This window comes from Nonomuraea antimicrobica (assembly GCF_039536965.1).
GTDB lineage: Bacteria > Actinomycetota > Actinomycetes > Streptosporangiales > Streptosporangiaceae > Nonomuraea > Nonomuraea antimicrobica.
Genome location: NZ_BAAAZP010000003.1, coordinates 70,469 through 96,370 on the forward strand (window position 1 = coordinate 70,469; position 25,902 = coordinate 96,370).

General features: G+C 71.1%; 20 protein-coding genes and 1 pseudogene. 5 read left to right on the forward strand and 16 right to left on the reverse strand.

Going from position 1 to position 25,902, the window contains the following annotated elements:
* Positions 1-420 carry a hypothetical protein gene (locus tag ABD844_RS00415; RefSeq protein WP_344871688.1) on the forward strand — a complete coding sequence of 140 codons (420 nt, stop codon included), beginning with the start codon at positions 1-3 and terminating at the stop codon, positions 418-420.
* 255 nt (positions 421-675) lie between these two features.
* Here the strand turns inward: ABD844_RS00415 and ettA are convergent, their stop codons facing one another.
* The 11 genes from ettA to ABD844_RS00470 form a co-directional block, all read right to left on the reverse strand.
* Positions 676-2,340: an energy-dependent translational throttle protein EttA gene (gene ettA, locus ABD844_RS00420; RefSeq protein WP_344871690.1), complete on the reverse strand. Its 1,665-nt coding sequence runs from the start codon at positions 2,338-2,340 to the stop codon at positions 676-678.
* A gap of 465 nt (positions 2,341-2,805) precedes the next feature.
* Complete coding sequence (locus ABD844_RS00425; RefSeq protein ID WP_344871692.1) at positions 2,806-4,119, reverse strand: GGDEF domain-containing protein; 1,314 nt, start codon at positions 4,117-4,119, stop codon at positions 2,806-2,808.
* Between the two features lie 1,318 nt (positions 4,120-5,437).
* Positions 5,438-6,208 (reverse strand): single-stranded DNA-binding protein, encoded by a 771-nt coding sequence (locus ABD844_RS00430; protein WP_344871694.1) that lies wholly within the window; start codon positions 6,206-6,208, stop codon positions 5,438-5,440.
* Between the two features lie 445 nt (positions 6,209-6,653).
* Positions 6,654-8,276 carry a YfjP family GTPase gene (locus ABD844_RS00435; protein ID WP_344871696.1) on the reverse strand — a complete coding sequence of 541 codons (1,623 nt, stop codon included), beginning with the start codon at positions 8,274-8,276 and terminating at the stop codon, positions 6,654-6,656.
* On the reverse strand, positions 8,273-11,005 hold the full coding sequence (locus ABD844_RS00440; protein ID WP_344871698.1) for a dynamin family protein: 2,733 nt from the start codon (positions 11,003-11,005) through the stop codon (positions 8,273-8,275). The genes ABD844_RS00435 and ABD844_RS00440 overlap by 4 nt, the downstream gene beginning before the upstream one ends.
* On the reverse strand, positions 11,002-12,234 hold the full coding sequence (cobA, locus tag ABD844_RS00445; protein ID WP_344871700.1) for a uroporphyrinogen-III C-methyltransferase: 1,233 nt from the start codon (positions 12,232-12,234) through the stop codon (positions 11,002-11,004). The genes ABD844_RS00440 and cobA overlap by 4 nt, the downstream gene beginning before the upstream one ends.
* A gap of 83 nt (positions 12,235-12,317) precedes the next feature.
* Entirely contained in the window at positions 12,318-13,331 is a 1,014-nt protein-coding gene (speB, locus tag ABD844_RS00450; protein WP_344871702.1) for an agmatinase, read from the reverse strand.
* A gap of 27 nt (positions 13,332-13,358) precedes the next feature.
* Complete coding sequence (gene cobT, locus ABD844_RS00455) at positions 13,359-14,432, reverse strand: nicotinate-nucleotide--dimethylbenzimidazole phosphoribosyltransferase (RefSeq protein ID WP_344871704.1); 1,074 nt, start codon at positions 14,430-14,432, stop codon at positions 13,359-13,361.
* 13 nt (positions 14,433-14,445) lie between these two features.
* Positions 14,446-15,291, reverse strand: coding sequence for a sirohydrochlorin chelatase (locus ABD844_RS00460; RefSeq protein ID WP_344871705.1), 846 nt, complete (start codon positions 15,289-15,291; stop codon positions 14,446-14,448).
* Between the two features lie 69 nt (positions 15,292-15,360).
* A complete protein-coding gene (locus ABD844_RS00465; protein ID WP_344871707.1) occupies positions 15,361-16,536 on the reverse strand; it encodes a bifunctional cobalt-precorrin-7 (C(5))-methyltransferase/cobalt-precorrin-6B (C(15))-methyltransferase in 1,176 nt (391 codons plus the stop codon).
* 80 nt (positions 16,537-16,616) lie between these two features.
* Positions 16,617-17,696 carry a GNAT family N-acetyltransferase gene (locus ABD844_RS00470; protein WP_344871709.1) on the reverse strand — a complete coding sequence of 360 codons (1,080 nt, stop codon included), beginning with the start codon at positions 17,694-17,696 and terminating at the stop codon, positions 16,617-16,619.
* Between the two features lie 76 nt (positions 17,697-17,772).
* Between ABD844_RS00470 and ABD844_RS00475 the strand changes: the two genes are divergently transcribed.
* Positions 17,773-18,180, forward strand: coding sequence for a DUF2795 domain-containing protein (locus ABD844_RS00475; RefSeq protein ID WP_344871711.1), 408 nt, complete (start codon positions 17,773-17,775; stop codon positions 18,178-18,180).
* Between the two features lie 3 nt (positions 18,181-18,183).
* Positions 18,184-19,197, forward strand: coding sequence for a baeRF2 domain-containing protein (locus tag ABD844_RS00480; protein ID WP_344871713.1), 1,014 nt, complete (start codon positions 18,184-18,186; stop codon positions 19,195-19,197).
* Positions 19,198-19,246: 49 nt separating this feature from the next.
* On the opposite strand, the gene ABD844_RS00485 is transcribed toward ABD844_RS00480, so the two are convergent.
* From ABD844_RS00485 to ABD844_RS00495, 3 genes are read right to left on the reverse strand one after another with little or no spacing between them, the layout of a single operon-like run.
* Entirely contained in the window at positions 19,247-19,804 is a 558-nt protein-coding gene (locus ABD844_RS00485) for a LutC/YkgG family protein (RefSeq protein WP_344871715.1), read from the reverse strand.
* Positions 19,791-21,182 (reverse strand): lactate utilization protein B, encoded by a 1,392-nt coding sequence (locus tag ABD844_RS00490; RefSeq protein ID WP_344871717.1) that lies wholly within the window; start codon positions 21,180-21,182, stop codon positions 19,791-19,793. The genes ABD844_RS00485 and ABD844_RS00490 overlap by 14 nt, the downstream gene beginning before the upstream one ends.
* Positions 21,179-21,910 carry a (Fe-S)-binding protein gene (locus ABD844_RS00495; RefSeq protein ID WP_344871719.1) on the reverse strand — a complete coding sequence of 244 codons (732 nt, stop codon included), beginning with the start codon at positions 21,908-21,910 and terminating at the stop codon, positions 21,179-21,181. Before ABD844_RS00495 ends, ABD844_RS00490 begins: the two co-directional genes overlap by 4 nt.
* Positions 21,911-22,008: 98 nt before the next feature.
* Here ABD844_RS00495 and ABD844_RS00500 point away from each other — a divergent pair, with 98 nt between their 5' ends.
* Positions 22,009-22,707 carry a FadR/GntR family transcriptional regulator gene (locus ABD844_RS00500; RefSeq protein WP_344871721.1) on the forward strand — a complete coding sequence of 233 codons (699 nt, stop codon included), beginning with the start codon at positions 22,009-22,011 and terminating at the stop codon, positions 22,705-22,707.
* 7 nt (positions 22,708-22,714) lie between these two features.
* On the opposite strand, the gene ABD844_RS00505 is transcribed toward ABD844_RS00500, so the two are convergent.
* On the reverse strand, positions 22,715-24,142 hold the full coding sequence (locus tag ABD844_RS00505) for a sulfatase family protein (RefSeq protein WP_344871723.1): 1,428 nt from the start codon (positions 24,140-24,142) through the stop codon (positions 22,715-22,717).
* An 82-nt stretch (positions 24,143-24,224) separates the two neighbouring features.
* On the opposite strand from ABD844_RS00505, the gene ABD844_RS00510 reads away from it, so the two are divergent.
* Positions 24,225-25,226 (forward strand): LLM class F420-dependent oxidoreductase, encoded by a 1,002-nt coding sequence (locus tag ABD844_RS00510; protein WP_344871725.1) that lies wholly within the window; start codon positions 24,225-24,227, stop codon positions 25,224-25,226.
* 21 nt (positions 25,227-25,247) lie between these two features.
* Here the strand turns inward: ABD844_RS00510 and ABD844_RS00515 are convergent.
* Positions 25,248-25,902 (reverse strand): annotated as a pseudogene (locus ABD844_RS00515) (FtsX-like permease family protein); the annotation flags it as partial.

The window sequence follows — 25,902 nt, forward strand, 5'->3', positions numbered from 1 at the left end:
GTGCGCTGGTTCACCGACGAATGGGCCCAGGCCGTACGCGCCTCCGTGAACACCGGTCCCTCCGCCGCCGAGCGGGAGCGCAAGCTGCCGTCGTACTGGAACTGGATCGAACGGGCCCGCTCCGGACACACCGCCACGTGGGCGCTCGGCGTGCGGGAGACGGGCACGTACGTGCTGCTGGCCTGGAAGGACGGCACCTGCACGGCGGCGGAGATCACATCCGACCCGGGCGCGGCCGACTACGTACTGGTCGCAGGCGAGGCCGCCTGGCGCGAACTGCTGGAGGGCGCCGATCCCGGACGGATGGTCATGTACCGGAGGCTGCGCCTCGAACGAGGCGACGTGCTGGGCTTCTTCCGGGTGATCTACTTCTTCGTCGAGTCACTCGCCGCCCTGGCCAAGGTGCCGACAAAGCCATAACAGAGACACCGAAACCAGCCCGACCCCCCTGACAGGCAGAACACGTAACGCCAGCCCTCAGGGCGGTCCGGAAGCCGCAAAGCCACGACACGACCCTCCTTGCCGCCACCACCACCCTTCATCGGTGGGGGCGGCACGGGGCCGACAATCCACTCACGACACCCCAGGAACCTGAGCCCAGCACCCAGGAACCTAAGCCCAGCGGCGCACGACCTCTCGCACTGCGCTCTGCGGGGGAACCCTTCGATCAGTCGCTCAGTCTCGGTGCAGCTTCCGGTACGTCACCCGGTGCGGACGCGCCGCGTCGGCACCCAGCCGTTCGATCTTGTTCTTCTCATAGTCCGCGAAGTTGCCCTCGAACCAGAACCAGTTCGACCCTTCCTCCCAAGCCAGGATGTGGGTCGCGATGCGGTCGAGGAACCACCGGTCGTGGGAGGTGATCACGGCACAGCCCGGGAAGTCGAGCAGCGCGTTTTCCAGCGACGACAGGGTCTCGGTGTCGAGGTCGTTGGTGGGCTCGTCCAGCAGCAGCACGTTGCCGCCCTGCTTGAGCGTGAGTGCCAGGTTGAGCCGGTTACGCTCGCCGCCCGACAGCACCCCGGACTTCTTCTGCTGGTCGGGCCCCTTGAACCCGAACGCCGCGATGTACGCCCGCGACGGCATCTCCACGTTGCCGACCTTGATGTGGTCGAGCCCGTCGGAGACGACCTCCCACACGTTCTTGCTGGGGTCGATGCCGCCCCGGCTCTGGTCGGCGTAGGAGATCTTGACCGTGTCACCAACGATGATCGCGCCCGTGTCGGGCGTCTCGCCGCCGGTGATCATGCGGAACAGCGTCGTCTTACCGACGCCGTTGGGGCCGATGATGCCGACGATGCCGTTACGCGGCAGGTCGAACGTCAGCCCCTCCATCAGCAGCCGGTCGCCGAACCCCTTGGTCAGCTCATCGGCCTTGATCACCGTGGTGCCCAGGCGCGGGCCCGGCGGGATCTGGATCTCGTCAAAGTCCAGCTTGCGGAACTTGTCGGCCTCGGCGGCCATCTCCTCGTAGCGCTGGAGTCGGGCCTTGCTCTTCGTCTGGCGGGCCTTCGGGTTGGACCGGACCCACTCGAGCTCATCTTCCAGGCGCTTCTTGCGCTTAACGTCCTTCTGGCCCTCGACCCTGAGCCGCTGGGTCTTGGCGTCCAGGTAGGTGGAGTAGTTGCCCTCGTAGACGAACGCACGGCCCCGGTCGAGCTCCAGGATCCAGCCGGCGACGTTGTCGAGGAAGTAGCGGTCGTGGGTGACGGCCAGCACGGTGCCGGCGTATTTCTCCAGGTGCTGCTCCAGCCACTGCACGCTCTCGGCGTCGAGGTGGTTGGTGGGCTCGTCGAGCAGGAGCAGGTCGGGCGCTTCGAGCAGCAGCTTGCACAGCGCGACCCGGCGGCGCTCACCACCGGACAGCTTGGCCACCTCGGCGTCGGGCGGCGGACAGCGCAGGGCGTCCATGGCCTGCTCGAGCTGACTGTCGAGGTCCCAGGCGTTGCGGTGCTCGAGCTGCTCCTGGAGCTTGCCCATCTCCTCCAGCAACTCGTCGCTGTAGTCGGTGGCCATCTGCTCGGCGATGTCGTTGTAGCGCTGGAGCATCGCCATCGTCTCGGCGACGCCCTCCTGCACATTACCGAGGACGGTCTTCTCCTCGTTGAGCGGCGGCTCCTGCTGGAGCATGCCGACCGTGAAGCCCGGCATGAGCTTGGCCTCACCGTTGGACGGCTGCTCCAGGCCGGCCATCATCCGGAGCAACGTCGACTTCCCGGTGCCGTTCGGCCCCAGAACACCGATCTTGGCTCCGGGCAGGAACGACAGCGTGACATTGTCGAGGACAACCTTGTCACCGTGCGCCTTGCGCACGCGCTGCAGGGTGTAGATGTACTCCGGCATGCCCCCTAGCTTAGGGGTTCCCAGCCCAGGCTTCCGCCGCTCCTCTTGCGTACGGTCCGCGACCACGCTCACAAGGTGCAGACCGAACCCTCGAAGCGCAGGTGAACATCCCCAACTCCCACCACCACCAGCCGCAAACCACGGCCTCCACCCACCCCCACAAGCTCCAGCCCCAACCGCAAACCAGCCCGGCCAAACCGACCCGGCCAAGGGACACGCCCGAACAAGAAGCAAGTGGAAGTCGGGCGTTGGAGCCAGGGGATGAGGGCGGGGGTGGGCGTTGCAGCCAGGAGGTGGAGTGGAAGCGGGCCTCAGAGCCAGGAAGTGGAGCAGAAGCGGGCCCCGGAACCACGAAGCGGGAGCAGAAGTCGGCGTTTAAGCCAGGGGGTGGGGGTGGGCATTGGAGCCAGAAGGTGCGGACGGAAGTGGGCCTCGGAGCGAGAAGGTGGGGATGGGGGGTTGGAGTCAGGGAGTGGGGGTGTCGTTGGGGAGAGTGGGAGGTGGCGGCTGGGGAGGCGGGGGAGGCGGCACGGCGGGGATGCAGACCCGATCGCGTCCCAGCTCCTTGGCCCGGTAAAGGGCCAGGTCCGCAGCCGTCAGCAGATCGATCAGGTCGTCACCGTGCACGCTCATCAACGCCACCCCGGTCGAGACCGTGACCCTGACCAGAGTGTCGTCAACGGGCACGGCCATACGCCCGATGCCGACGCGCAGGCGTTCGGCCACCTGGCGGGCCTCGTCGATGTCCGCCCCCGGCAGCAGGACCACAAACTCCTCACCCCCGAACCGCCCCACCACGTCATACTCGCGGAGCTGGTTGCGCAACAACGAGGCCACCCCGACCAGCACCTGATCGCCGACGAGGTGGCCATGAGCGTCGTTGACCCGTTTGAAGTGGTCGATGTCGATGATCAGCAGTGCCAGCGAGTCGCCGGTGCGGCGGGCTCTGACGATCTCGGTGTCGGCCTCACGCTGCCACGCGGCGGCGTTGAGCAGGCCGGTCTTGGCGTCCGTACGGGCTGCGGCCTGGAGTTGCGCGTGCAGGAGGCTGCGTTGCAGCAGCACCACGGGCGGCAGGGCGAGAAGCAGCAGGGCCAGGTTGAGACCGCAAGCGATGGAGACCGTGACCCCGAGGCAGAGCTCGACGATGTCCAGCAGCACGCTCTCCCGGTTCCACAGAACCTCCCGCCAGCTCATGTCGGGGTCGGCCGTGTGTGCGGCGATGGCGATGAGCGCGATGTTGAGCAGGGAGAAGAGCACGGCGGCCGCCACCGCGAAGAGGATCGGCGGCCCACTGCCCTGCGACAGCACCCACGGATCGTCCACGAGCCGGTGGAACACCAGGGAGGCGGTGCACCCGGCCAGCCCGATGGCGGCCGAGCTGAACACCCGGCGGTAGAGCACGGTCGCCCGTACGCGGACCTGGAGCAGGATCTGCAGCACGATGGGGGCGAAGAGCGCGTACACCGGCGGCAGCAGCAGTGCCACGGGCAGCCACCATGCCGACAGCAGGTCACGGGACACCCCTGCGGGCATTCCCAGCCGCCTGGTGGCCTCGATGCACACCGCTCCGCACGCCATGAGGGCGGTGAACGTGAGCGCGTCGCGCCACTGGAAAACGGTAGTAGCCGAGAACACGACGATCGCGACGAGATCAAGAGCGACAATCGCGCACAGGTAGACCACGAGCGGGCGACGTTGCCCAAGCAGTGGCCAGCGGTCGGCCAGCGTTGACACAGCGTCGCGAGACTTGATCGAGGCGTGACTCGTCACCGCCATCCCGTCTCCTCCCAAACTAACGATGTGTAACACAATAATTGCGGAGTGTGCGTTGTGCGATGGGAACCGATACGTTGGCAAGGAACACACCTGCTCAATCCACGAGCGGGACGTGACAAAAGAGCCGTGCTGGAAAGGAGCAGCCATGGTTCGGGGCGTGACCTGGACGTGACAGATGCTCTAGGTATCTGACACGGGCAACACACCATCGGCGGTCCCTGAGGGTGTCGTCGGGACTCGGCCGGTGGCCCCCTTCTCCCCTCCATTCCGGTTTGATCGCTACGCTCACTTCCCCCACTCCCCTCCGCCTGTGAGCAGGCACGACACCCGAAACGGCCCACGCGCGCGGCCCGCTCTCATGAGCCGCGCGCATGGGCCACGCCGGCCGCCCAAGCACGGGTCGCGCGGACGCCCCCAGCATCCGGCGCCGCATTTCCCGGCCCTCTCGCCGCCGTCAGCCTCGCCTGCCTCCTCGGCTCTACGCCCCGCTTCGACCACTCACCGCTGCGCCGACCACACCGTCATGCGCCCGTCTCCGTACGACTCACCGGCTGAGATGACTCACGGGACGGCATCACACATGTCACCGAACGGGCACCCTCAACCATGAACCTGACCACCCGACTCCGACCATGGACCTGACCGGGTCCGATGGGGTCCGGGTCCGATGGGGTCCGGGTCCGATGGGCACGGGCCGCGTGGGCGCGCACAAGGCTGGCGGACACGGGGGCGAGTGCGACGAGACGAGGCTGGACGTGCACGAGTCTCGGGGCTGGGGCGGCTCAGAGCCGAGGGCTCAGAGCTTGGGGACTCAGGACTCTCAGAACTCAGGGCTTGGGGCTTGGGGGCTTCGGGCTTGAGGGCTCGGAGCTGGGGACGCAGGGCTGTGGGGACGCAGGGCTGTGGGGCACGGGTCGGGAACCCATCCGACCCGAACTCATCCGACCCGCGCCCATCCGGCCATGCCCGCCCAACCGGCGCTCGTCCAGCGCACGCCCATCCGGCCAGCGCCCGCCCGGCCATGCCCGCCCAGCCCACGCCCATCCAGCCAGCGCCCATCCGGCCATGCCCGTCCAGCCGACGTCCATCCGGCTCGCGCTCGTCGAGCCCATGCCCGTTCAGCGCGCACTCGGCTACACACCTGCTTGAGCTACTCACCCGACTTCAGGCACGCACCCGCTTGGGCTAAGCGGGTGCCCCGGCCGGGCCGCCGCTCGCCGCTGTGCGGGTGCCTGGGTTGCGCGGGCGTTCAATAGCAGGAGCGCTCAGTGGCGGAAGCGCTTTGCGGCAGAAGCGCTTAGTGACGCGGGCGACTCGGTTACGCGGCTGCGCGTTCCTCCAGTGCAGGTTGCGCGGCGTCGCCGTCTTCGTTCGCGCCGTCAGCCCTCGTCTCGGGCTCCTCCATATCACCCCTCGCGCCCAGGATGCGGACCGTGTCGTCGGTCTGGCCCAAGGTGCGTACGGTGCCGCCCTCCGACTCCCACGTGTGTAGAGCGCCCTCCTCCGACCCCCAGGTACGGGCCCCATCCTCCCTCGTCGTCAGCGGGTGGACCGTGCCGTCATCCGCCCCCTCTTGGCGGGCGGGCCCGTCGGCGTGGGATGCGTCAGGTGCCTCGGTGAAGCCGGGGCGGTGCCCAGGGCGTTGGGCGGGACGCGTGCCCATTGCCCAGTCGCGGGTCTCCTCGTCCAGCCGGTCGCGCATCTCCCTGCTCATCGTGCCGATGCCGCCCCTTTCGGGCTTGGTGAAGACGCCGGTGCCCCAGCGCAGGTCGTGGCCCACCGCGCTGGCCTCGATCTCGGGGACGAAGCGGCGGTCGCCCTCTCCGCCGAACTCGCGGATGCGCAACTTGCCCGACACCACCACGGGTTGGCCCGCCCGTACGGACGCCGCGACGTTCTCCCCCAGCGCCCGCCAGCAGCGGACCGTGAAGCAGACCTTTTCGCCGTCCGTCCACTGGCCGGTCTTCCTGTCGAAATAGCGGTGGGACGTGAGCACCCTCAGCGAGGTGACCTTGACGCCCTCGTCGAAGCTGTACTGCCTCGGCTCCGCTGCGACGTTGCCGGTGAGCGTGATGTAGATGTCGTTCATCCCGTGCCTCCCATACGGCGGGCCGACTGCCCGCGACCTGAGGACACGGTGCCGTGGGAGGGCGGGCCGGGGAGAGGCCGAACGCGGTTCTGTGGAAAAGGGAGAGGGTGAGCGTTGAGGCTGTGGATGACGGCAATAGGGCCTGGACCGCGCACGACGCGGATGGCAGCGGAGAGCGCCGTGACCACCGCAGCCATGACCACCGCAGGCCGTGACCACCGCAGGCCGTGACCACCGCAGGTCGTAGCCACCGCAGCCGTAGCCACCGCAGCCGTAGCCACCACAAAGCCGTGACCACCACAAGCCGTAGCCACCACAAAGCCGCAACCGCCGCAAGCCGTAGCCACCAGAAGCCCTGACCACCGCAAGCCACGGCCACCACCGCCGCGATCACACCAAGCCGTGGCCACCGCCGACGCAGCCGCCTACTCGCCGCGCCCAGCGGTCACACCGACAGGTCTCGCATGGCCGTGTAGAAGGCATGGTGACGTCCGAGCTCCCGCTCCACCGGCTCCACCACCATGGTCGCCGACACCGCCGCGACCCGGCGCCGCATCTCCCGTTCGAGCCGCTCGCGCTCCCTCGACGCCCCCAGCTCCACGAAGTTCCGCGACGCGATGCCGGACAGAGCCCCCAGCCCCAGTACGGAGGCCATCATGAGCCCCACCCACGGCAGCGTCGCCGTGTCGCCCAGCAGTTCGAGGGACGACGGAGGCTGGCCGGGCAGCAACAGCCCCACCGCCAGCCAGGCGAGCCCGGCCACGAACGCCACCACCAGGAAGTACTGCCAGATCTTGAGCAGCCGCCACCACGCCGGTACGCGGTCGAGCTGCGGCGCGACCTCCGTGAGGTCTTCCGTCAAAGCCTGCGGGAGCTGGGTCGACCGGGAGCGCGCCGCCTGGTGCACGGCGGTGCGCCACACCGGGTCCATCCCCTGGGACAGCCCGTCGGCCAGCGCCTGCACCGCGTTGGAGACCTCGGCCGACTGAGCGCTCACCGTGGTGCTCGAGATGCCGCGGATCTCCTGGCCGACGTCCTCCAGCTTGAGGCTCTTCAACGGATCGGGACGGAACTTCGCGAACCACCTCGGGTACGGCCATCCGACAAACTGGTTCGACCGCTCCGCGTAGACGTTCTCCATGGCCTCGCCCACAGCCGGTACGCCCACGGCGTCACACAGCGCGTCCGTCAACCCCATCCGGCGGGCCTCGTCGACGGCGGACGGCGCCGACAGCGCCTCCCCCATGGGCATCGCCTGGCTGAGCTTCTGCTCCAGCCGGTGCAGGTCGGCTTCGAGCTTCTGGATGGCGGCCCGCCGCCGGGTGACCGCGGTCGCGATCACGCTCTTGAGGCTCTCGACGCCCCGCCCGGTGACCGCGGAGGTCGGGACCACGCTGGGGTGTTCGACGCCTTCGCGGCGCAGCAGGTCGTTGAGGTCGATGACCAGCTCGGCCAGCTCTTCGGTGGTCAGCCGGTCGGCCTGGTTGAGCGCGAACACGGTGACCGCCTCGTGCCCGGCCAGCTCCGTGACGTAGCGCCGGTGCGTGGAGGCGTCGGCGTACTTCTGCGGGTCGAGCACCCACACCACCAGGTCGGCCAGCCCGATGAGCCGGTCGGCCTCGGTGTCGGTGAGCGCCCGGATCGAGTCGTGGTCGGGCAGGTCGAGCAGGATCAGCCCGTGCAACTGGCTGTCGCCCTTGTCGAGCGCGCTGGCCCGCGAGAAGCGGTGCCGCCACTGGATCTGCAGCCAGTCGAGCAGCGGCCCGGCGCCCTCCAGCCCCCACACGCAGGCGTGTGTGCGGGCGGTGGTCGGCCTGCGTACGCCGGTCGGCGACAGCTCCAGCCCCGAGATCGCGTTGAACAGCGACGACTTGCCGCTGCCGGTGCCACCCGCGAGTGCGACGACGGTGTGGTCTGACGACAGCTTGAGCCGCTCACCGGCCCGCCGCAGCAGCTCGTTGGCCTCTTTGAGCAGTTTCTTGTCCAGCCGCCCCGGCCCCAGCTCCACCACCTTGGTGAGCGCGGTCAGCCGCGGAGCGAGCCCTGGCCTGGTGGTCATCGTGGTCATCGAGCGACCTCGAGGTTGTACGTCGCCTGGTAGAGGCGGGTGGCGACGGACTCGTCCGGAATGCCCGCGGAGTCGAGCGCTTGCACGTAACGCATTGCTTCCTCGTCGAACAACATGCCGATCCTGGCCCGCAGGTCGCTGAACGCCTTGGCCCCGATGCCGCGCAGCGACTCGGCGCCGAGCACGGCGTTGACCAGCCTGTGGGGCACTCCTTCACCGTTGCCCCCGCTGAACATGGCGACCATGAAGATCAGGGCGAGCGAGTCGGGATCGAACGACACCAGCTTCGACACCGACCGCTTGGCCACACCCTCCGTGCGTACCAGCTCGCTCAGGTGCTCCTGCCAGGACGCGATGGCCCGGCCGGTGTGGCGTGCGAGGTCGTCGGACGGCCGGTCGAGACTCTCCCCCAGCTTGGCCCCCAGCCCCGAACGGTGCCGCCAGCGCGCCACCACCTCCTCCGAGGCGCGGTTGGCCGCGGCCACGATGACCGATTCGAGGCCGGTACGGATCGCCGCCTTGAACGCCAGCACCCGCTCCGGCGCCTGCCTGTCCGGCCGGCCGCGCCTGCGGACCTGGAGCGAGCGCATGAGGTCGCCCGAGCCCGCGAAGTCCTGCCAGCGGGCCAGCACCTCGCCGTGCAGCAGCGAGCCGTTCTTGGACGCCTTGTCTATCTCGGTCAGGGCGCTCAGGAACGCCGCCTCCACGTCGCCGCGCAGCTCGGCCCTGAACGCGACCTGCGCCTCCAGGTGCTTGGCCAGCGCGGGTACGCGGGTGCGGAAGCTGTTGAGCACGCCGTTGAGCGTCTCGCGTACGGCCAGGGCCCGCCGCCCCTCGTCCACCGACAGCTCGGCCAGCCACAGCCGCAGGTCGGTCACCTCACTGTCGGGCAGCCTCCCGTCGGCCACCTTCGACTCGTGGATGACGAACCTGTCGATGTCGCCGAGCCCGTATTCGGTGAGCATGCGTACGAAGTGCTTGAGCACCACGTCAGCCGACCTCTGCGGCACCCGCGACAGGACGATGGCCAGCCGCGCGCCCCGCTCCTTGGCCAGGCGCAGCAGGCTCCAGGCGGGGGCGTCGGCGTAGCGGGCCGCCGTGGTGACGAAGATCCACAGGTCGGCGGCGTCGAGCATGCGGTGGGCGACCTCGTGGTGCTCCTCGACCACCGAGTCGATGTCGGGGGTGTCGAGCAGCGCGACGCCCTGCGGGAGCTTCTCGGTGGTGACGATGAGCAGGCTGCCCAGCCCGGCTTCAGGTGTGGCCTGCTCCAGGCGTTCGAGGCCGCCGAGCAGCTCTCCCTCCGCGAACCACTTGTGGTCTTCCGGGTGGCAGACCAGGACGGGGGTGCCGGTGGTCGGGCGGCGTACGCCGGTGCGCGAGACGTGCTTCTCGGCGAGGCTGTTGACCAGGGTGGACTTGCCCGCGCCGGTGGAGCCCGCGATCACGATGAGGGCGGGGGCGGCGGTGGTCTTGACCCTGGGCAGGACGTAGTTCTCGAGCTGGGCCAGCAGGTCGGTCTGGGCCTGCCTGGCCTCCGCCGAACCGGGCAGGTCGAGGCTGAAGCGCAGGTCGGCGACGCTTTCGCGGAGGGCGCCGAGGGCCGAGGTGAGGGCTTCGACGACTTCGGCGGGCAGCTCCTCCACCCGCTCACGACCGGCCCTCTCGGTCTCGGGCTGGTCGGCCCCAACGCCCGCCGCGGCCACCCGCTCAGCGGAGTCGGCCGCTGCCTCAGCCGCTCCGGCGCCGGGCTCGGAAGCCGACTCGCCGTCGTCGGAGCCGGTCTCGGCCGTCTCCGGCTCGTCGGACTCCTCAGGCTCAGGCTCGGGCTCAGTCGGAGGCTCGGTCGTGGACCCAGTTGTGGACCCAGTTGTGGAGTCGGCATCGGACGCGTCGGCTCGCGGCCCGGCGTCCGCTTCCCCGGACTCGACGCCCTCGGCCCCGAGCCCCGCGCGCCCTGGATCGAACTCGGGCTCCGCTTCCGCCGTATCAGGGAAATCCGCGGACTCGTCGGGAACATCCGTCGTCGTGCCTGCCGCGTCGGCGAGGCGTGGCGCGGGCTCGTCATCTCGCGTGGACGGCCGCGCCCCGCCGCTCGGCTCGCTCGCCGCCGGAGAGGGCGAGGACGTGCGGACACCTGGGCCACCGAGGGAGGCGGGCTTCACGAACAGGGAGGGGCGCTCGGAGGAGGGCTCGGGCTCCTCGAAGGCGGGCCGGAAGGCGGGCGAGGACGCGTCGGAGGCCGGGGGCCGTCGCAGCGCCTCCGGCTTCTCGAAGAGCGACGGCCTGCGCGCAGGGGGCTCCTCGCGAACGTCCGCCCCGCCCCGAGCCGCACGAGCGCCTGCGCCGCCCCAGGGTTCGAAGTCGTCCGGCCCTCCCGGAGCCTCGCGAGCGCCTGCGCCACCCCAGGGCTCGAAGTCGTCCGCCCCGCCCGGAGCCTCGCGAGCATCCGCGTCGTCCTGAGCGCCGCGAGCCTGGGTGCCGCCCTCAGCCCCAGAGGCGTCAGGATCGCCACGATCCCGGTGAACGCTGGAGCCGCCGCCGGCGGCGGCACGGTCGGCCTCAGGGCCGGCCGAGCCGTCCGCGGGCTCGGCGTGGGCGCCTTCTGGGGCGCCTTTCTGGGCGTCGTCGGGCCGGACCTCGTGGAGGTCCTGGTCGGTCACCGCGCGGAAGCTCAACGTCTGCTCCCCAGGTGACTCCTGTTGCCCGTCATCCATGGCCGTGTTCACGGCAAGCGCTCCGCTCGAACCATCTCGACCTCCTGGCCGACCCTCACGACGTCGCCGACGATGACGATCGCAGGCGGCCGTATCCCGGCCGCGGAGACGCGGTCGGCCACGGTGGAAAGCGAAGCGCTGACCGCCCGCTGGGTCGGAAGAGTACCGTCCTGCACCACCATTACGGGAGTCTCCGGCGAACGTCCGTCGCGGATGAGTGTCTCTGTCACCTTCGCCAGGCGCTCGACGGCCATCATCAGCACCAGGGTGCCCTCGGAGCGCGCCAGTGCGGGCCAGTCGACGGTGGACCTGGGGTCGTCGGGGGCCACGTGCACCGAGATGACGTGGAACGCCTGGCTGACCCCGCGGTGCGTCACCGGTACGCCGGCCGCGCCTGGCACCGCGACGGCGCTGGTGATGCCGGGCACGACCAGCACCGGGATGCCGGCCTCCGCGCACGCGATCATCTCCTCGCCGCCCCGGCCGAACACGAACGGGTCGCCGCCCTTGAGCCGGACCACGAACTTGCCCTGCCTGGCGCGGTCGACGAGCAGCTCGTTGATCGTCTCCTGGGACAGCGCGCGGCCGTAGGGCACCTTGGCGGCGTCGATCAGCTCGACGTCGGGGGCCAGCTCGTCGAGCAGGGCCCGGGGTGCGAGCCGGTCGGCGACCACCACGTCGGCCTGGGCGAGCAACTGCCGCCCGCGCACCGTGATCAGGCCGGGGTCGCCGGGACCGCCGCCGACCAGGGCCACGCCGACCGGCTTGGTGCGGTTGCGGCGGGCGTCGACCGTGCCGTCGCGCAGCGCCTCGACGACCGCGTCTCTGATGCCCGCGGCCCGGCGCGGGTCGCCGCCCGCCGTGACGGCCACGCCGATCTCGTCGACCCGTCCGCTGGCCGGGGTCCAGGCGGCGGAGGCGTCTTTGTCGTCGGCGCGCACGCACCACACGCGCTTGGCCTCCGCCTCGGCGGCGACCGCCGTGTTGACCGACCGGTCATCGGTGCACGCCTGCACGAGCCAGGCCCCGTCGCAGTCGCCGACCTCGTAGGGGCGGGCGTGCCAAGTGACCCGGCCCGCGGCGATCAGGTCGTCGAGGGCCGGTGTGACGCTCGGCGAGACGACGGTGACCTCCGCGCCGGCCTCTAGCAGCGCGGGCACTCGCCGCTGCGCGACGTGCCCGCCGCCCACGACGAGGACCCGGCGGCCGGAAAGCCGCAGGCCGAGGAGGTAGGGACCCATGGGGGGAATCTCCCGTTCGCGGAGGTTGGTTGTCTTCAGAGGTAAACCTACCGGCTTCGCATCCGTCATTTGCTGCGCACGGGTCAACGCCCGTCGAGAAGGGGCTGGCGAGGATCCCAGCGAGGCCCGCCCCCATCGTCTTCACGGCGTCTGGCCATCGCTGACAAGGCTTCAAGGATAACCCGGTTCCCGAGGTGGGCGGTGATGTCCGCGTGATCGTACGGCGGCGCCACCTCGACCACCTCCATCCCGGCCACCGGCAGCTCGTAGCAGATCCGGCGGACGGCGTCGAGGAGCTGCCTGGCCGTGAGGCCACCGGGCTCGGGCGTGCCGGTGCCTGGGGCGTGGCCGGGGTCGCAGACGTCGATGTCCACCGACAGGAAGATCTGGTCGCACTCGTCGAGGGCGATCCGGAACGACTCGGTCAGGCATTCGTCGAGCCCGCGGGCCACGATCTCGGTCATCTCGTAGGAACGCATGTGCTGGGCGGCCATCCAACCCAGCGTCTCCGGCTCCGGCCAGTAGCCGCGCAGCCCGATCTGCAGGAACCTGTCACCCCTGATGGCCCCCGACTCGATGAGCCTGCGCATGGGCTGCCCGTGCCCGTACAGGTGGCCGAACGTGATGTCGCCGGTGTCGGCGTGCGCGTCGAAGTGGAGCATCGAGGTGCGTCCTGCCGCGTGCGCCCTGGCCGTGCCCCTCGCGTCGGGCAGCGCGATCGTGTGGTCGCCCCCGAGCACCATCGGGATCGCGCCCGATGACGCCACCCGGTGCACCGCCTCCTCGATCGCCGCCAGCGAGCCCTCGACGTCACCCGAATAGCACTCCACGTCACCGGCGTCCAGCACGCGCAGGTCGCGCAGGGCGTCGACGCGCAGCGCCAGGCTGGGCCTGGAGCCGTCGTGCGGCAGGTAGCACGCCTGGCGCAGCGCCATGGGGCCGAACCTGGCGCCCGGCCGGTTGCTGGTGCCGCCGTCGAAAGGCGCGCCGATGATGACCACGTCGGCGTCCTCGTAGGTGGCCGGGTCGTCGACGTCGCAGCGGTCGACTCCGAGAAACGTGATGTCCGGGCCGTACATGGCTCCATAACGAGACACTGTTCGCACCTCCAGCGTCTCCCATCATCACACGGGCTTCTCGGTCACTCCCGCCGAGTCGAACGTGGCCACCTCGTGCATCACCCGTACGGCCGCGCACACCATCGGATGGGCCAGCAGGCCGCCCGTGCCCTCGCCGAGCCGCAACTCCAGCTCCACCAGCGGACGCAGCCCGAGGTGGGCGAGCGCGGCGGTGTGGCCCGGCTCGGCGGAGCGGTGACCGGCCACCCAGTGGTCGACGGCGGCAGGCGCGAGCGCGGCGGCCACGAGGGCGGCCGCGCCGGCGATCACGCCGTCAAGGATCACCGGTACGCGCGCCGCCGCGCCGTACAGGGCGAAGCCCGCGATGGCCGCGTGCTCGAACCCGCCGACGCCTGCCAGGGCCCGCAACACCTCGCCAGGGGAGCTGGGGGCGAAGCCGGTGAGCGCGTTCGCGCGCAGCGCGGCGCGGACGACGCCGACCTTGTGCGCGTGTGTCTCATCGTCGATCCCCGTGCCCCTGCCGGTCACCTCGGCCGGGTCCTTGCCGGTGAACGCGGAGACCAGGGCGGCGGAGGCGGTGGTGTTGGCGATGCCCATGTCTCCGGTGATCAGGCAGCGCGCGCCCCCGTCGACCAGGCCCTTGGCCACGGCGATGCCGGCCTCCAGCGCGCTGACGGCCTGGTCGGCGGTCATCGCGGGTCCCTCGGACAGGTCGGCGGTGCCGTACGCGACCTTGTGCTTGACCAGGTCGGGAGCGTCGGGCAGGTCGGCGGCCACGCCCATGTCCACCACGGTCACCGACGCGCCCGCCTGGGCGGCGAAGGCGTTGGCGACGGCCCCGCCGGACAGGAAGTTGGCGACCATCTGCACCGTGACCTCCTGCGGCCACGGGCTGACGCCGCGCGCGTGCACGCCGTGGTCGGCGGCGAAGATCGCCAGCGCGGCCGGCTCCGGCATGGGCGGCGGGCTCACGCCGGCCGCGCCCGCGAGGCGTACGGCCACCTCTTCGAGCACGCCGAGCGAGCCGCGGGGCTTGGTGAGGCGGTCCTGATGGGCGCGGGCCTCGGCGAGCGCCCCCGGGTCAGCCGGGCGAATCGCGGCCAGCGTCTCAGCGAGCACGACAAACCTCCACTTAGGGGACGAGCTGGAGCGCTTCCTCGTAACGGTCGATCACGACGTCGGCCAGCGTCTCACAGTCGCCGATCACCTCGGCACAGCGGATGTCGAGATCGGGGTGCCCCGCGCCGTACGCCAGCGCCTGCGCCCACACGCGCTCCAGCATGCCCCCCGCGAACAGCAGGTACGGCACCACGATCACCCGCTTGGCCCCCAGCCGGCGGCACCGTTCGAGCCCGCCGGGCACCCCGGGCGGGGTGACGGACACGAACGCCGTCTCGACGGTCATGAAGTCGTAGGCGTGCGTCTCCCAGAACAGCCGCGACACCCGGTGGATCTCGGCGTTGGCGGTCGCGTCGGTGGAGCCCTCGCCCACCAGGACCACCGCGGTCTCCCCCGGCTCGACGTGCGCGTGGAGGTCGTCGGCCGGCGAGGAGTCGACGGCCCGCAGCCGGGGCCTGGCGCCCACCAGTTCGAGCGCGCGCGGCTTGGAGATCTCGGTGGCGGCGTCGTTGAGCCGCTCGGCCAGCAGCGCAAGCACGCGGGGGTCGGGGCCGAGAGGGCGGCCGTAGTCGTACATGAGCGTGGGGTGGCGCTGCTGCTCGATCGCCATCGCGGCGGGGAACTCCTCGCTCACCCTGCTGAGGCTCAACGGCAACGCCACCAGCCGGTGGTGCCCCCTGGCGACCAGGGAGGCGACGGAGTCGCTCAGCCGGGGCGTGGCCCGCTCCAGGTAACCGCCGGAGACGTCGGCGCCCGTCTGGTCGAGGCGGCAGCGCAGGCGGTGTACGAACCTGCCGAACTCCGCGGCGTAGGCGTCATCCTGTGAGCCCTGCCCGATCAGCAGGAGCGGCGGCTTCATCGTGAGGGATCTCCGGAGCAGTGGACAAAGACACGCGAGGATAACCGATGCACACCGGTAGGGAACAGGTCACGCTGTGTGCGCGGGCGTCGCATGCACCACGAACACGGGGTCGCAGGCGCTCAGACGATGTGAACCGTCGGGGTCGAGCGTGAGCTTCGAGGCCAGGATCTGGGTGCCCTCGCCACAATAGCCCTGATCGCGCAGCCGCTCCAGCACGGCCGGGACCTGCTCGACCTTGCGCAGCGCGCACACCAGCGCGCGCGGGCCCCTGGCGGCGCAGGCCAGGATCACGTCGAGGCCGCCACCGCCGACGAAGACGGCGTCGGGGTCGGGCAGCGGCTCCAGCGCGGGCGGCGCCTGCCCTCTGGCCAGGGCCACTTTCACGCCGTGTGCGAGCACGTTGGCGCGCAACCGGGCGCACCGGCCCTCGTCGCGTTCGACGGCCACGACGGCCGCGCCCAGCCTGGCGCATTCGACGGCGATCTGGCCGACGCCCGCGCCCACGTCCCACACCAGGTCGCCGAGCCGGGGGCCCAGCTTGGCCAGCACGTACGCCCGCACCTCCGGCGGCAGCGGGCCCTCGGACGGCAGCGCCCACTCGGACGGCCCCGGCTGCGCCCCGGCCACCCAGCCCGCCTCCCTGGGCCGGTGCAGCGGGTCGATGACGAGCACCACGTCGGGGTCCTTCCACGGCCGGGTGGTGGCCTCGCCCATGCGGCTGTGCGTGACCCGTTCGTCGGGCCCGCCGAGGTCCTCGCACACGATCAGCGTGCGCGGCGTGGTGGGGGCCAGCTCTCTGGCGATCTCGCCGGGGCCGACGCCGGGCGCGACGAGCAGCGCGACCTTGGGGTGCGCGCGGCAGGCGTTGACCACCCGGTTGAGCTGGGCCGGGCCCGACGGGGCCACGACCAGGGCGTCCTCCCAGTTGAGCCCGGCGCGGGCGAAGGCGCGGGTGACGAGCGGCATGGCCGGCAGCACGTCGGGGCTGAGGCCGTGCGCCCGCAACGTGCGTACGACGCCGAAGAAGCCGGGATCACCCTCCGCGACCACGACCGCCGGGCCCTCGCCGCGTTCGAGGTGGGCGTCGATCCTCTCCAGCAGCGACCCCTGCTCGGCGGTCGTCGAGGTGAGCCCGAGCTGTCGCAGGACGGCGTCGGGGCCGACAACGAGCCCGGCCTCGTGCAGCTTGGCCACCGCCCTGGCCGAGAGATCCGACCCGTCCCAGCCGACAACCGTGATCATTGAGCCTCACCGTCCTCAACTCAAGGGTGACCGCTCCCGAGGGGTTTCACAAAGGGTACGGGGGTCAGTCCGGTGTGCCCTCACGGCAGGTCCGCGGGGATGAGGCTGAAGACCACCAGGTCCTCGCCGTCGAGGGAGGCACGGGCGACGCCCTCGCGGACGAAGCCGGCCTTCTCCGCCACCCGGCAGGAGGCCGTGTTGCCGGGGGCGGCGCGGAGCTGGAGCCGGCTGAAGCCCTGCTGCTCGAACAGCCAGCGGGCGACGGCCTGCACGGCCTCTCCCGCGTACCCGTTGCCCCTGGCCCAGGGCGCGGTCATGTAGCCGATCTCGACGGTCCGGTGGTTCCAGTCGACGTCGCGCAGGTCCAGGTTCGCGGCGAAGCGGCCGGTGCGCAGCTCTTCGGCCGTCCAGGCGATGCCCGCGCCCCTGATCCGCGCCCGCTCGGCGTGCTCGATGAACGCCCGCGCGTGCTGCTCGGAGTAGTCGCGGGGGATGCCCGTCATGGCCTGGGTGAGCGGGTCGCCGCCGGTCGCGGCCAGGTCGCGGACGTCGGCCAGGGACGGCGGGCGCAGCAGCAGCCGGGGCGTGCGCAGCTCGGTCCTGGGCAGGGTGTCGGAGGGCAGGCGGCCGTCCTCGCGCAGCAGGCCGAACAGCACCAGGTCGCGCGGGCCGTCCGCTTCGAGCACGGCTGCGCGCAGCACGCCTTCCCAGGTGAAGCCCGCTTTCTGGGCGACGCGGAGCGAGGCCAGGTTGTCCAGGTTCGCGGTCAGGTCGATCCGGCGCAGGCCGGTGTTCTCGAAGGTCCAGGCGGCCAGCGCGCACACGGCCTCGGTGGCGAAGCCGCGGCTGCGATAGAGGGGGTGCACGCCGTAGCCGACCTCGGTCGTGCCCGCGCTCCACGAGGTCTTGAACAGGCTGATCGCGCCCACGATCAGCCCGTCGGCCTCGGTCATGGCCAGATGGACGCCCTGCCCCGAGCGGTGCAGCTCGTGGACGCCGATCTCCAGCCACTGGGGGACCCCGGACGGCTTGGCGGGCGCGCCAGGCGGCAGGAACCGCGCGCCGGACTGCACGATCGAGCGGATCCGGGGAGCGTCGTGAGGGCCGAACGGCCGGAGCGTAAGCCGTGCCGCGGTGATGCTCACATCGGGGACGAACACGCTGGGCAGGGTACACACCCGCGATGTTTGCCCACGAAAGCGGGGGTAGGGGCGCACTGAGAGGAGGGAGGAAACCATGCAACGTGGGAGCGACAAGCACAACCCCCGCCTCGACGACCAGCAGAAGCACGAGACCGAGGGCCTGATACGCGGTGGCGGCACCACGCACGCCGAGGAGTGGAAGCAGCCCGAGGCCATGCCGGCGGCCGGTGAGGATGCGCTTGGTTCGTACCCGCCAGGACACGCGCCGGGCACTGCGGCCGGAATCACGCCACGCGGTGTGAACATCCGCAGCGACCTCGCGAAATGGCTCAGTGACGCCCGCTGGCCCGCGTCCAAGGAGGAGCTGGCGCGGCATGCCGAGCGCGCGGACGCGCCGGACCGGGTGTCGGACATGGTGGAGTCCCTCCCTGAACGTCGCTACGTGAACGTGGCGGACGTCGCCAAGGCCCTGGGGCTGGGCGTGGAGGAGCGGAGGTGGTGACCGGTGCGGCTCGACTTCATCCGGCCGCTCTACGAGAGGCGCGGCCCGTACGCGTCGGTGTACCTGGGCGCGCTCACCGGGCCCGAGCGGGAGTCCCACTGGCGCGGCGTGCGCGACCGGCTCGACCACCAGGCCGACCAGGCGACCCTGGACGCGCTGGAGGAGGAGGCCCTGCGGGCCGCCGCGGGGCGTGCGCTGTTCGCCACGCACGGTGACGTGGTGGTGGCCGAGTCGTTGCCGCGGGCACCGTCCGAGCTGGCCACGTGGACGCCGTTGCCGCACGTCACCCCCATGCTGATGGCCCGCGGCGAGAATGTGCCGCACCTGCGGGTCATCGTGGACCACGCGGGGGCCGAGCTGACCGTGTTCGGGTGCGGGGCGCCGCGCAGGGCCACCGTGGCGGCCGCCTCGTGGCCGCTGCAGAAGACCGCGCAGGGCGGCTGGTCGCAGAAGCGGTACGAGCGGGCCGTGGACGAGACCTGGGAGAAGAACGCGGCGGCCGTGGCCCAGGAGATCGACGAGCAGGTACGCCGCGTCCGCGTCGAGATGGTGCTGGTGGCCGGGGAGCCGAAGTCGCGCTCGTACCTGCTGCACCACCTCGGCACCAAGGCCGCCGACCGGGTGACGATGGTCGAGCACGGCAGCCGGGAGGACCACGGCCGGTTCGAGCAGGACGTGGAGCAGGCCCTCGACGACTGGCTCGCCCGCCGCCGCGCCGAGTTGCTCGAACGGCACCTGGAGTCCGCCGGGCCGTGCGGGATGGCCAGGGTCTCCCAGGCGCTGCGCGAGGGCCGGGTGCACGCGGTGCTCGTGCCCGGCGACCTGCCCGCTCCCGTCTGGATCGGCGAGGCCGGCACGCAGCTCGCCACCGACGAGGGCGAGCTGCGGCACTGGGGCGTGGAAAAGCCCGTCCGCGAGCGCTCCGACTCGGCCCTGGTGCGGGCCGCCGCGATGACGGACGCCGAGCTGTGGTTCACGGACGGAGTGCCGGAGGTCGCGGCGGTGCTCAGGTATTGAGCGCTCAGGTATTGAGCGCTCGGGTGCTGAGCGGTCAGGTGCTGAGCGGTCAGGTGCTGATGATCACTTCGAGGGTGCGGGGGCCGTGCACGCCCTCGACCCGGTTCAGCTCGATGTCGCTGGTGGCCGAGGGGCCGCTGATCCAGGTGAGTGGACGGGCCGGGTCGAGGCGGGCGACGGCCTCGGGCACGCCGGCCACGATCTGATCGGCCCGTACGACGCACAGGTGGTAGTCGGGCACCAGGGTCTGGGCCCGCGTGCCCTGGCCGGGGCCGTGGTCGAGGACGATGGTGCCGGTCTCGGCGATGGCCACGGCACAGTTGGTGATCACGCCGTCGGCCGTCTTCAGATCGGCCCAGCCGCCGGCCCGGTCGAAGCCGTCGGGCACGATCATGCGCCGCTCGCCCACGGCGGCGTCGATCCGGCCTGGGACCTCCGCCTCGGGGACGACGTGCACGATGGCCCGGTAGTCGTCCACCCGCTCGGCGAACAGCCCCACGAGGTCGGCCACCTCCCGCTCCGTCCGGTAGTGCCGGGGGATCTCGACGTCCTCGGCGCCGGCCACGGCCTCGCGGACCCTGGCGAGGATCTCCTCACGCGCGCTCATTCCGCTCCCACCAGTCTCTGAAGGATTCTTCCGGGATCTCGGGGACGTCCCTGGTGTCGGTCCACGCCGACAGCGGGCCCGGCAGCCGCCTGGGCACCAGCTTGCGCAGGCGGATGGCCGCGCGCTGCGCCTTGGCCAGCCGCCGGTGATCGTTGAGTATCCAGCCGGCGGCCGTCATCCCGGCCCGCTCCGCAGCGGCGTGCGGGGCCTTCGCCCGCAGGTCCACCAGGACCTCCGGGATGTCGATGGCCACCGGGCACGCCTCGTAGCAGGCGCCGCAGAGGCTGGAGGCGTACGGCAGCGAGGCGTCCAGGTCGGAGGACATGCCCCTGAGCTGCGGGGTGAGGATCGCGCCGATGGGGCCGGGGTAGACCGAGCCGTACGCGTGGCCGCCGGCGCGCTCGTACACGGGGCACACGTTCAGGCAGGCCGAGCAGCGGATGCAGCGCAGCGCCTGGCGGCCGACCTCGTCGGCGAGCACGTCGGTGCGACCGTTGTCGAGCAGCACCAGGTGGAAGTCCTGGCCCTCGACCGCGCCGGTCCACATGCTCGTGTAGGGGTTCATCCGCTCGCCCGTGGAGCTTCGCGGCAGGAGCTGGAGGAACACCTCCAGATCCCGCCAGGACGGCAGCAGCTTCTCGATCCCGACCACGCTGATGAGGGTCTCGGGCAGGGTCAGGCACATGCGGCCGTTGCCCTCCGACTCCAGCACCACCAGCGTGCCGGTCTCGGCCACCATGAAGTTGGCGCCGGAGATCGCGACCTTGCTCCTGAGGAAGCGTTCGCGCAGGTGGAGCCGGGCGGCCTCGGCCAGGTCGGGCGGGTCGTCGGTGAGGTCGGGTGACACCTCGGGCATCTTCTCCAGGAAGATCTCGCGGATCTCCGACCGGTTGCGGTGGATCGCGGGGACCAGGATGTGGCTCGGGAAGTCGTCGCCGAGCTGGACGATCAGCTCGGCCAGGTCGGTCTCGTACGCGGTGATGCCGTGCGCGGCCAGCGCCTCGTTGAGCTCGATCTCCTGGGTGGCCATCGACTTGACCTTGACCACCTCGGTCTCGCCGGTGGCCTGGACCAGGCCGGTGACGATGCGGTTGGCCTCGGCGGCGTCCCTGGCCCAGTGCACGGTGCCGCCCGCCCCGGTCACGGCCGCTTCGAGCTGGAGCAGGTAGCGGTCGAGGTGGCGGAGGGTGTGGTCCTTGATGGCCTTGCCGGCCGCGCGGAGCTCCTGCCAGTCGGGCAGCTCGCCCACGACGCTCGCGCGCCTGCCACGGATGGTGTGGGTGGCCTTGCGGAGGTTGAAGCGAAGCTGAGAGTTTTGAACGGCTTTTTGCGCGTTCTCCGGGAAATTTCCGGGCATGCCGAGGAATGTCGCACTCATCGGGCCCCCTCCGTCGACGCGAGGATCTCGGCCAGGTGCATCGTCCTGACACCGGTCTGCTGGCGGCTCAGCGTGCCGCCGATGTGCATGAGACAGGAGTTGTCCGCCGCGCACAGCACCTCGGCCCCGGTGTCGAGGATGCTGCGGGTCTTGTCGGCGCCCATCGCGGCGGAGACCGCCGGGTTCTTGACCGCGAACGTGCCGCCGAAGCCGCAGCACTCCTCCGCGCCGGGCAGCGGGACCAGCTCCAGGCCGCGTACGTGCTGGAGGAGCCGGGTGGGCCGGTCGCCCAGGCGGAGACTGCGGAGCGAGTGGCACGTCGGGTGATATGTCACCCGGTGCGGGAAATATGCGCCGACGTCCTCGACCTTCAGGACGTCGATCAGGAACTCGGACAGCTCATACACCTTCGGGACGACCTCCGCGATCGCCGCCGCTCCCCTGCTGCCCGGCCTGGCCAGCCTCGGGTACTGCTCGCGCACCATGGCCGCGCAGGACCCCGACGGCGCCACGACGGCGTCGTACCCGGCGAACACCTCGGTGAAGTGCCGGGCCAGCCGCACGCCCTCCTCCCGGTAACCGGTGTTGACGTGCATCTGCCCGCAGCACGTCTGGGCGGCGGGGAAGTCGACGTCGCAGCCGAGCCGGCGCAGGAGCGACACGACGGCCTTGCCGGTGCCCGGGAAGAGCGTGTCGTTCACGCACGTGATGAACAGGGCGACTCGCACGACTCTCCTTCCAAAGTGATGGCCAACGGTATGGTCCGACCACTGTATGGTCAGACCATATCTAACACACCTTTCCCCGGCCACCATCGGAGGCTTCGTTGGACGGCACCGGCTGGCGTCCCGTCAAGCGAACGCGGGCGTTCGAGGACGTGCTCGCGCAGATCGAGCGGCGTATCGCCGAGGACGGCCTGACGGCGGGCGACCGGCTGCCCGCCGAACGCCACCTCGCCGAGCAACTGGGCGTCAGCCGCTCCTCGGTACGCGAGGCCATGCGCGTGCTGGAGACGCTCGGCGTGGTCTCCTCACAGGTGGGCCGGGGGCCTGACGCGGGCGCGGTGCTCACCTCTCGCCCCGACTCGCCGCTGACCGACCTGCTCAGGCTCCACCTCGGCCTGGCCAGCCTGGAGATGCGCGAGGTCATCGACGCCCGCCACATGATCGAGCAGTGGGCCGCCGCGCACGCGGCCACCGCGGGGGCCGACACCTCGGGCCTGGCCGCCGCCCTGGCCGGGATGGACGCGGCGACGTCGGCCGAGGAGTTCGTCGAGCACGACATCGCCTTCCACCGCGCGATCGCGGACGCCTCGGGCAACCGCCTCATCGCCGCCATGATGCGCTCACTCCGCGACTCCATGCGCAGGTACTCGGTCGAAGCGGTCCAGCGCCTGGGCGACACGTCGGTCCTGCGCGCGGACCATGTTCGCATCCTGGAGGCCATCGGCCGCGGCGACCGGGACGAGGCCGTCCGCGCCGTCTCCGACCATCTGGCGCACGCCTACCCCTCGCTCTTTCGCTGACCGGCCGTCATTCCTGCCGGTCGGCCTCCCTGCAGTTGGCGCCGGAGCACGCGACCATGCCCGCCAGCCGCGCGTCCAGCCGCGCCACCAGCCCCGGATCGGCGGTCATGGCCAGGTTGCGCAGCTCGTACGGGTCGGCGTCGAGGTCGTAGAGCTGGCGTTCGCCCGTCTCGTAGCGCACGTACGCGTACTGCTCGGTGCGCAGCGCCTGATAGGCCGGCACCGGCGTCTGGGCCGCCGAGGAGCGGTCGGACGGCCTGGCGAACTCCACGAGCACCTGGGTGCGCCACTCGTCCGGCGGTCGCCCGCGCAGCAGCGGCACCAGGGAGCGGCCCTCCGCGAAGGGCGGCACCGTGGCCCCGCCGAGTTCGGCGATCGTGGGCGCCAGGTCGATCGCGGCTCCCATCTGGTTGATCATCGAGCCGGGCTCGACGCCGGGACCGCGGACGACCATCGGAACCCTGATGGCCTCCTCGAACGGGGTGGTCTTGCCCTGCTTGAGCCGGTGTGTTCCGAGGTGGAAGCCGTTGTCGGAGCTGAAGAAGATGTAGGTGTCGTCGAGCTTCCCCGAGTCGCGCAGGGCGTGGACCACGGCCCCGACCAGGTCGTCCACCCCCAGCATGGACCTCAGCCTGGCGCGGAAGCGCTCGTCGACCTCGTCGACGAGCATGGGCGAGAGCGGCGGCCGGGTGCGCAGCCAGAGCGGCTCGGCGCTGACGTCGTCCTGGTTGAACGACGGCGTGCGCGGCGCCTTGGCCATCGGGAACGCGTCCATGTGCCGCAGGGCCGGGTTGGCCGGGTTGTGCGGGCCGATCGGGGCCAGGAAGAGGAAGAACGGCTTGTCCGACCCTCTGATGAAGTCATACGCCTTGTTGGCCAGCACGTCGGAGAGATAGGCGTGCTCGGACCAGTTGTAGTCGTACAGGGTGCCGTTCTCGTTGAGTCGGTAGCCGTACTCCTCGTAGAGGGCGCGCACGGGCACGGCCCACTCGTTCCAGCCGGGCGGCACGAACGTCTCGGGAGCGCTCGCCCCCGGATAGTGGTTGAGGAACTTGCCCATGAGCCCCGTGCGGTAGCCGGCCTGTTGCATCCAGGTGCCGATCGTGGAACGTTCCAGACCGAGCGTGTGGAATCGGTCGAAACCGCCCTCCGGCGCGGTGTTGGTCCACACGCTGTGGCTGTGGACGTGCTGGGAGCGCAGGATCGACGACCTCGACGGGCAGCACCAGGAGTTGGTCACGAAGAACCGGTCGAACGAGGCGCCCTGCCGTACGAGGTGCCGGGAGATGTTCGGGAAGTACGGCAGCGTGCCGCTCTCCAGGTCGTCGGCCAGCACGACCACGATGTTCGGCCTGGAGTCACCCTCGGCGACCGTGGGTTCGGCCGCAGGCAGGAGAAGCAGCAGGCAGGCGAGACGACAGAGAGCCTTGAGCACAGAATGTGACTTCCCCGATAGATCCGCCATTGACACTCTGACGGCCCACAGGGGTAATAGAACTTAATTCCGGAGGTGTCTCATGAAGCTCGGCCTGAACCTCGGTTACTGGCAGCGCAACGCCGACGACGCGACCGAATCCGTCCTGGCCGCCGAACGGCTCGGCTACGACTCGGTGTGGACGGCCGAGGCGTACGGCAGCGACGTGTTCACCCCGCTGGCCTGGTACGGCGCCCGTACCAGCCGTATCAAGCTGGGCACCTCGATCGCCCAGATCTCGGCCAGGCCGCCCGTCACGACCGCGATGACCGCGATGACGCTCGACCACCTCACCGGCGGCCGGCTGCTGCTCGGCATCGGCGCCTCGGGGCCGCAGGTCGTGGAGGGCTGGTACGGCCGGCCGTTCGCCAGGCCGCTGGCCAGGACGCGCGAGTACGTCGAGATCATGCGCAAGGTCTGGCGCCGCGAGGAGCCGGTCACCAGCGAGGGCGAACACTACCCGCTGCCGCTGCCCGGCGGGCTGGGCAAGCCGCTCAAGCTCATCACGCATCCGCTCAGGTCCGACATCCCCGTCTACCTCGGGGCGGAGGGGCCCAAGAACGTCGCGCTGGCCGCCGAGGTGGCCCAGGGATGGCTGCCGCTGTTCGCCTTCCCCGAGAAGATCGGGGAGATGTACGGCGACGCGCTGTCAGGCGCCCCCGACGGCTTCGACGTGGCCGCCATGGTGCTGGTGACCATCTCCGACGACGTGCGTTCCGCGCTGGACGGCGTGAAGACGATGCTGACGCTGTACATCGGCGGCATGGGCGCCAAACAGCGCAACTTCCACGCCGACATCATCGGCCGGATGGGATACGCCGAGGCCGCCGAGCACATCCAGGCGCTCTACCTGGCGGGGCGCAGAGACGAGGCGTTCCGGGCGATCCCGGACGAGCTGGCCGACGGCATCTCGCTCGTGGGCCCGCCCGGCCGGATCAAGGAACGCCTGGAGCTGTGGCACCGCAGCCCGGTCACGAGCCTGCTGGTCATGGGCGTCAGGGACGAGCCGTCGCTCAAGCTCGTCCGCGACCTCGTCCTCGGCTGACGAACCCCGCCCGCGCGGCGGTCAGTCGGGGCGGGGCGCCGGGTCGGCGGTCACCGAGCGGAGCAGCGGCCTGCTCAGCGCGCCCGCGCCGACCACCCCCGCGAAACCCGCGACCACGCAGCCCACCAGCGTGACCACCCCGACCACGTTGACGCCGCCGATCATGAAAGGCAGCGCGCAGAACGCCCCCACCAGGATCGCCCCGCCGCCCATCACGGTCAGCGGGATGAGCGTCTCGGCCCGCCTGGCCCTGTCGAGCACCTCCAGCGGGGTCCCGGCCAACCGCAGCAGCCCGTACGTCTGGCGCCGGTCCAGCACCGACGACGTGGCGGTGATCCCCGAGCTGGCGATGGCGACCAGGAACGACACCGACAGCACCACGATCGTGCCCACCCGGACGTCGGCCAGGATCTGGGTGCCGAAGCGCCGGTCGTCGCTCTGTGTGGTGGGCGTGCGGCCGGGAACGAGCCCGGCCAGCGCGGTACGCGCCCGGTCGACCGCGGCCGCGTCCGCGGAGCTGCCCAGGGCCGCGACCACGACGCCCTTGACCGGCTCGACGGTGGCCGTGACGCCCGCCGCCCGCAGCCGTTCGCGGGCCTGGTCCGTCACCTTCGCCGCCTGCCCGGCGGGCGCGGTGACGCGGAGCTGGGGCGGCCCGGCGGCCTCGCCGCCGTGC

Coding starts and splice junctions, on each gene's coding strand:
- ABD844_RS00485 (WP_344871715.1), bottom strand. CDS start 19,804: ATGAGCGCGCGTGAGGAGATCCTCGCCAGGGTCCGCGAGGCCGTGGCC.
- ABD844_RS00510 (WP_344871725.1), top strand. CDS start 24,225: ATGAAGCTCGGCCTGAACCTCGGTTACTGGCAGCGCAACGCCGACGAC.
- ABD844_RS00465 (WP_344871707.1), bottom strand. CDS start 16,536: ATGATCACGGTTGTCGGCTGGGACGGGTCGGATCTCTCGGCCAGGGCG.
- ABD844_RS00430 (WP_344871694.1), bottom strand. CDS start 6,208: ATGAACGACATCTACATCACGCTCACCGGCAACGTCGCAGCGGAGCCG.
- ABD844_RS00460 (WP_344871705.1), bottom strand. CDS start 15,291: ATGAAGCCGCCGCTCCTGCTGATCGGGCAGGGCTCACAGGATGACGCC.
- ABD844_RS00425 (WP_344871692.1), bottom strand. CDS start 4,119: ATGGCGGTGACGAGTCACGCCTCGATCAAGTCTCGCGACGCTGTGTCA.
- ABD844_RS00435 (WP_344871696.1), bottom strand. CDS start 8,276: ATGACCACGATGACCACCAGGCCAGGGCTCGCTCCGCGGCTGACCGCG.
- ABD844_RS00475 (WP_344871711.1), top strand. CDS start 17,773: ATGCAACGTGGGAGCGACAAGCACAACCCCCGCCTCGACGACCAGCAG.
- cobA (WP_344871700.1), bottom strand. CDS start 12,234: ATGGGTCCCTACCTCCTCGGCCTGCGGCTTTCCGGCCGCCGGGTCCTC.
- ABD844_RS00490 (WP_344871717.1), bottom strand. CDS start 21,182: ATGAGTGCGACATTCCTCGGCATGCCCGGAAATTTCCCGGAGAACGCG.
- ettA (WP_344871690.1), bottom strand. CDS start 2,340: ATGCCGGAGTACATCTACACCCTGCAGCGCGTGCGCAAGGCGCACGGT.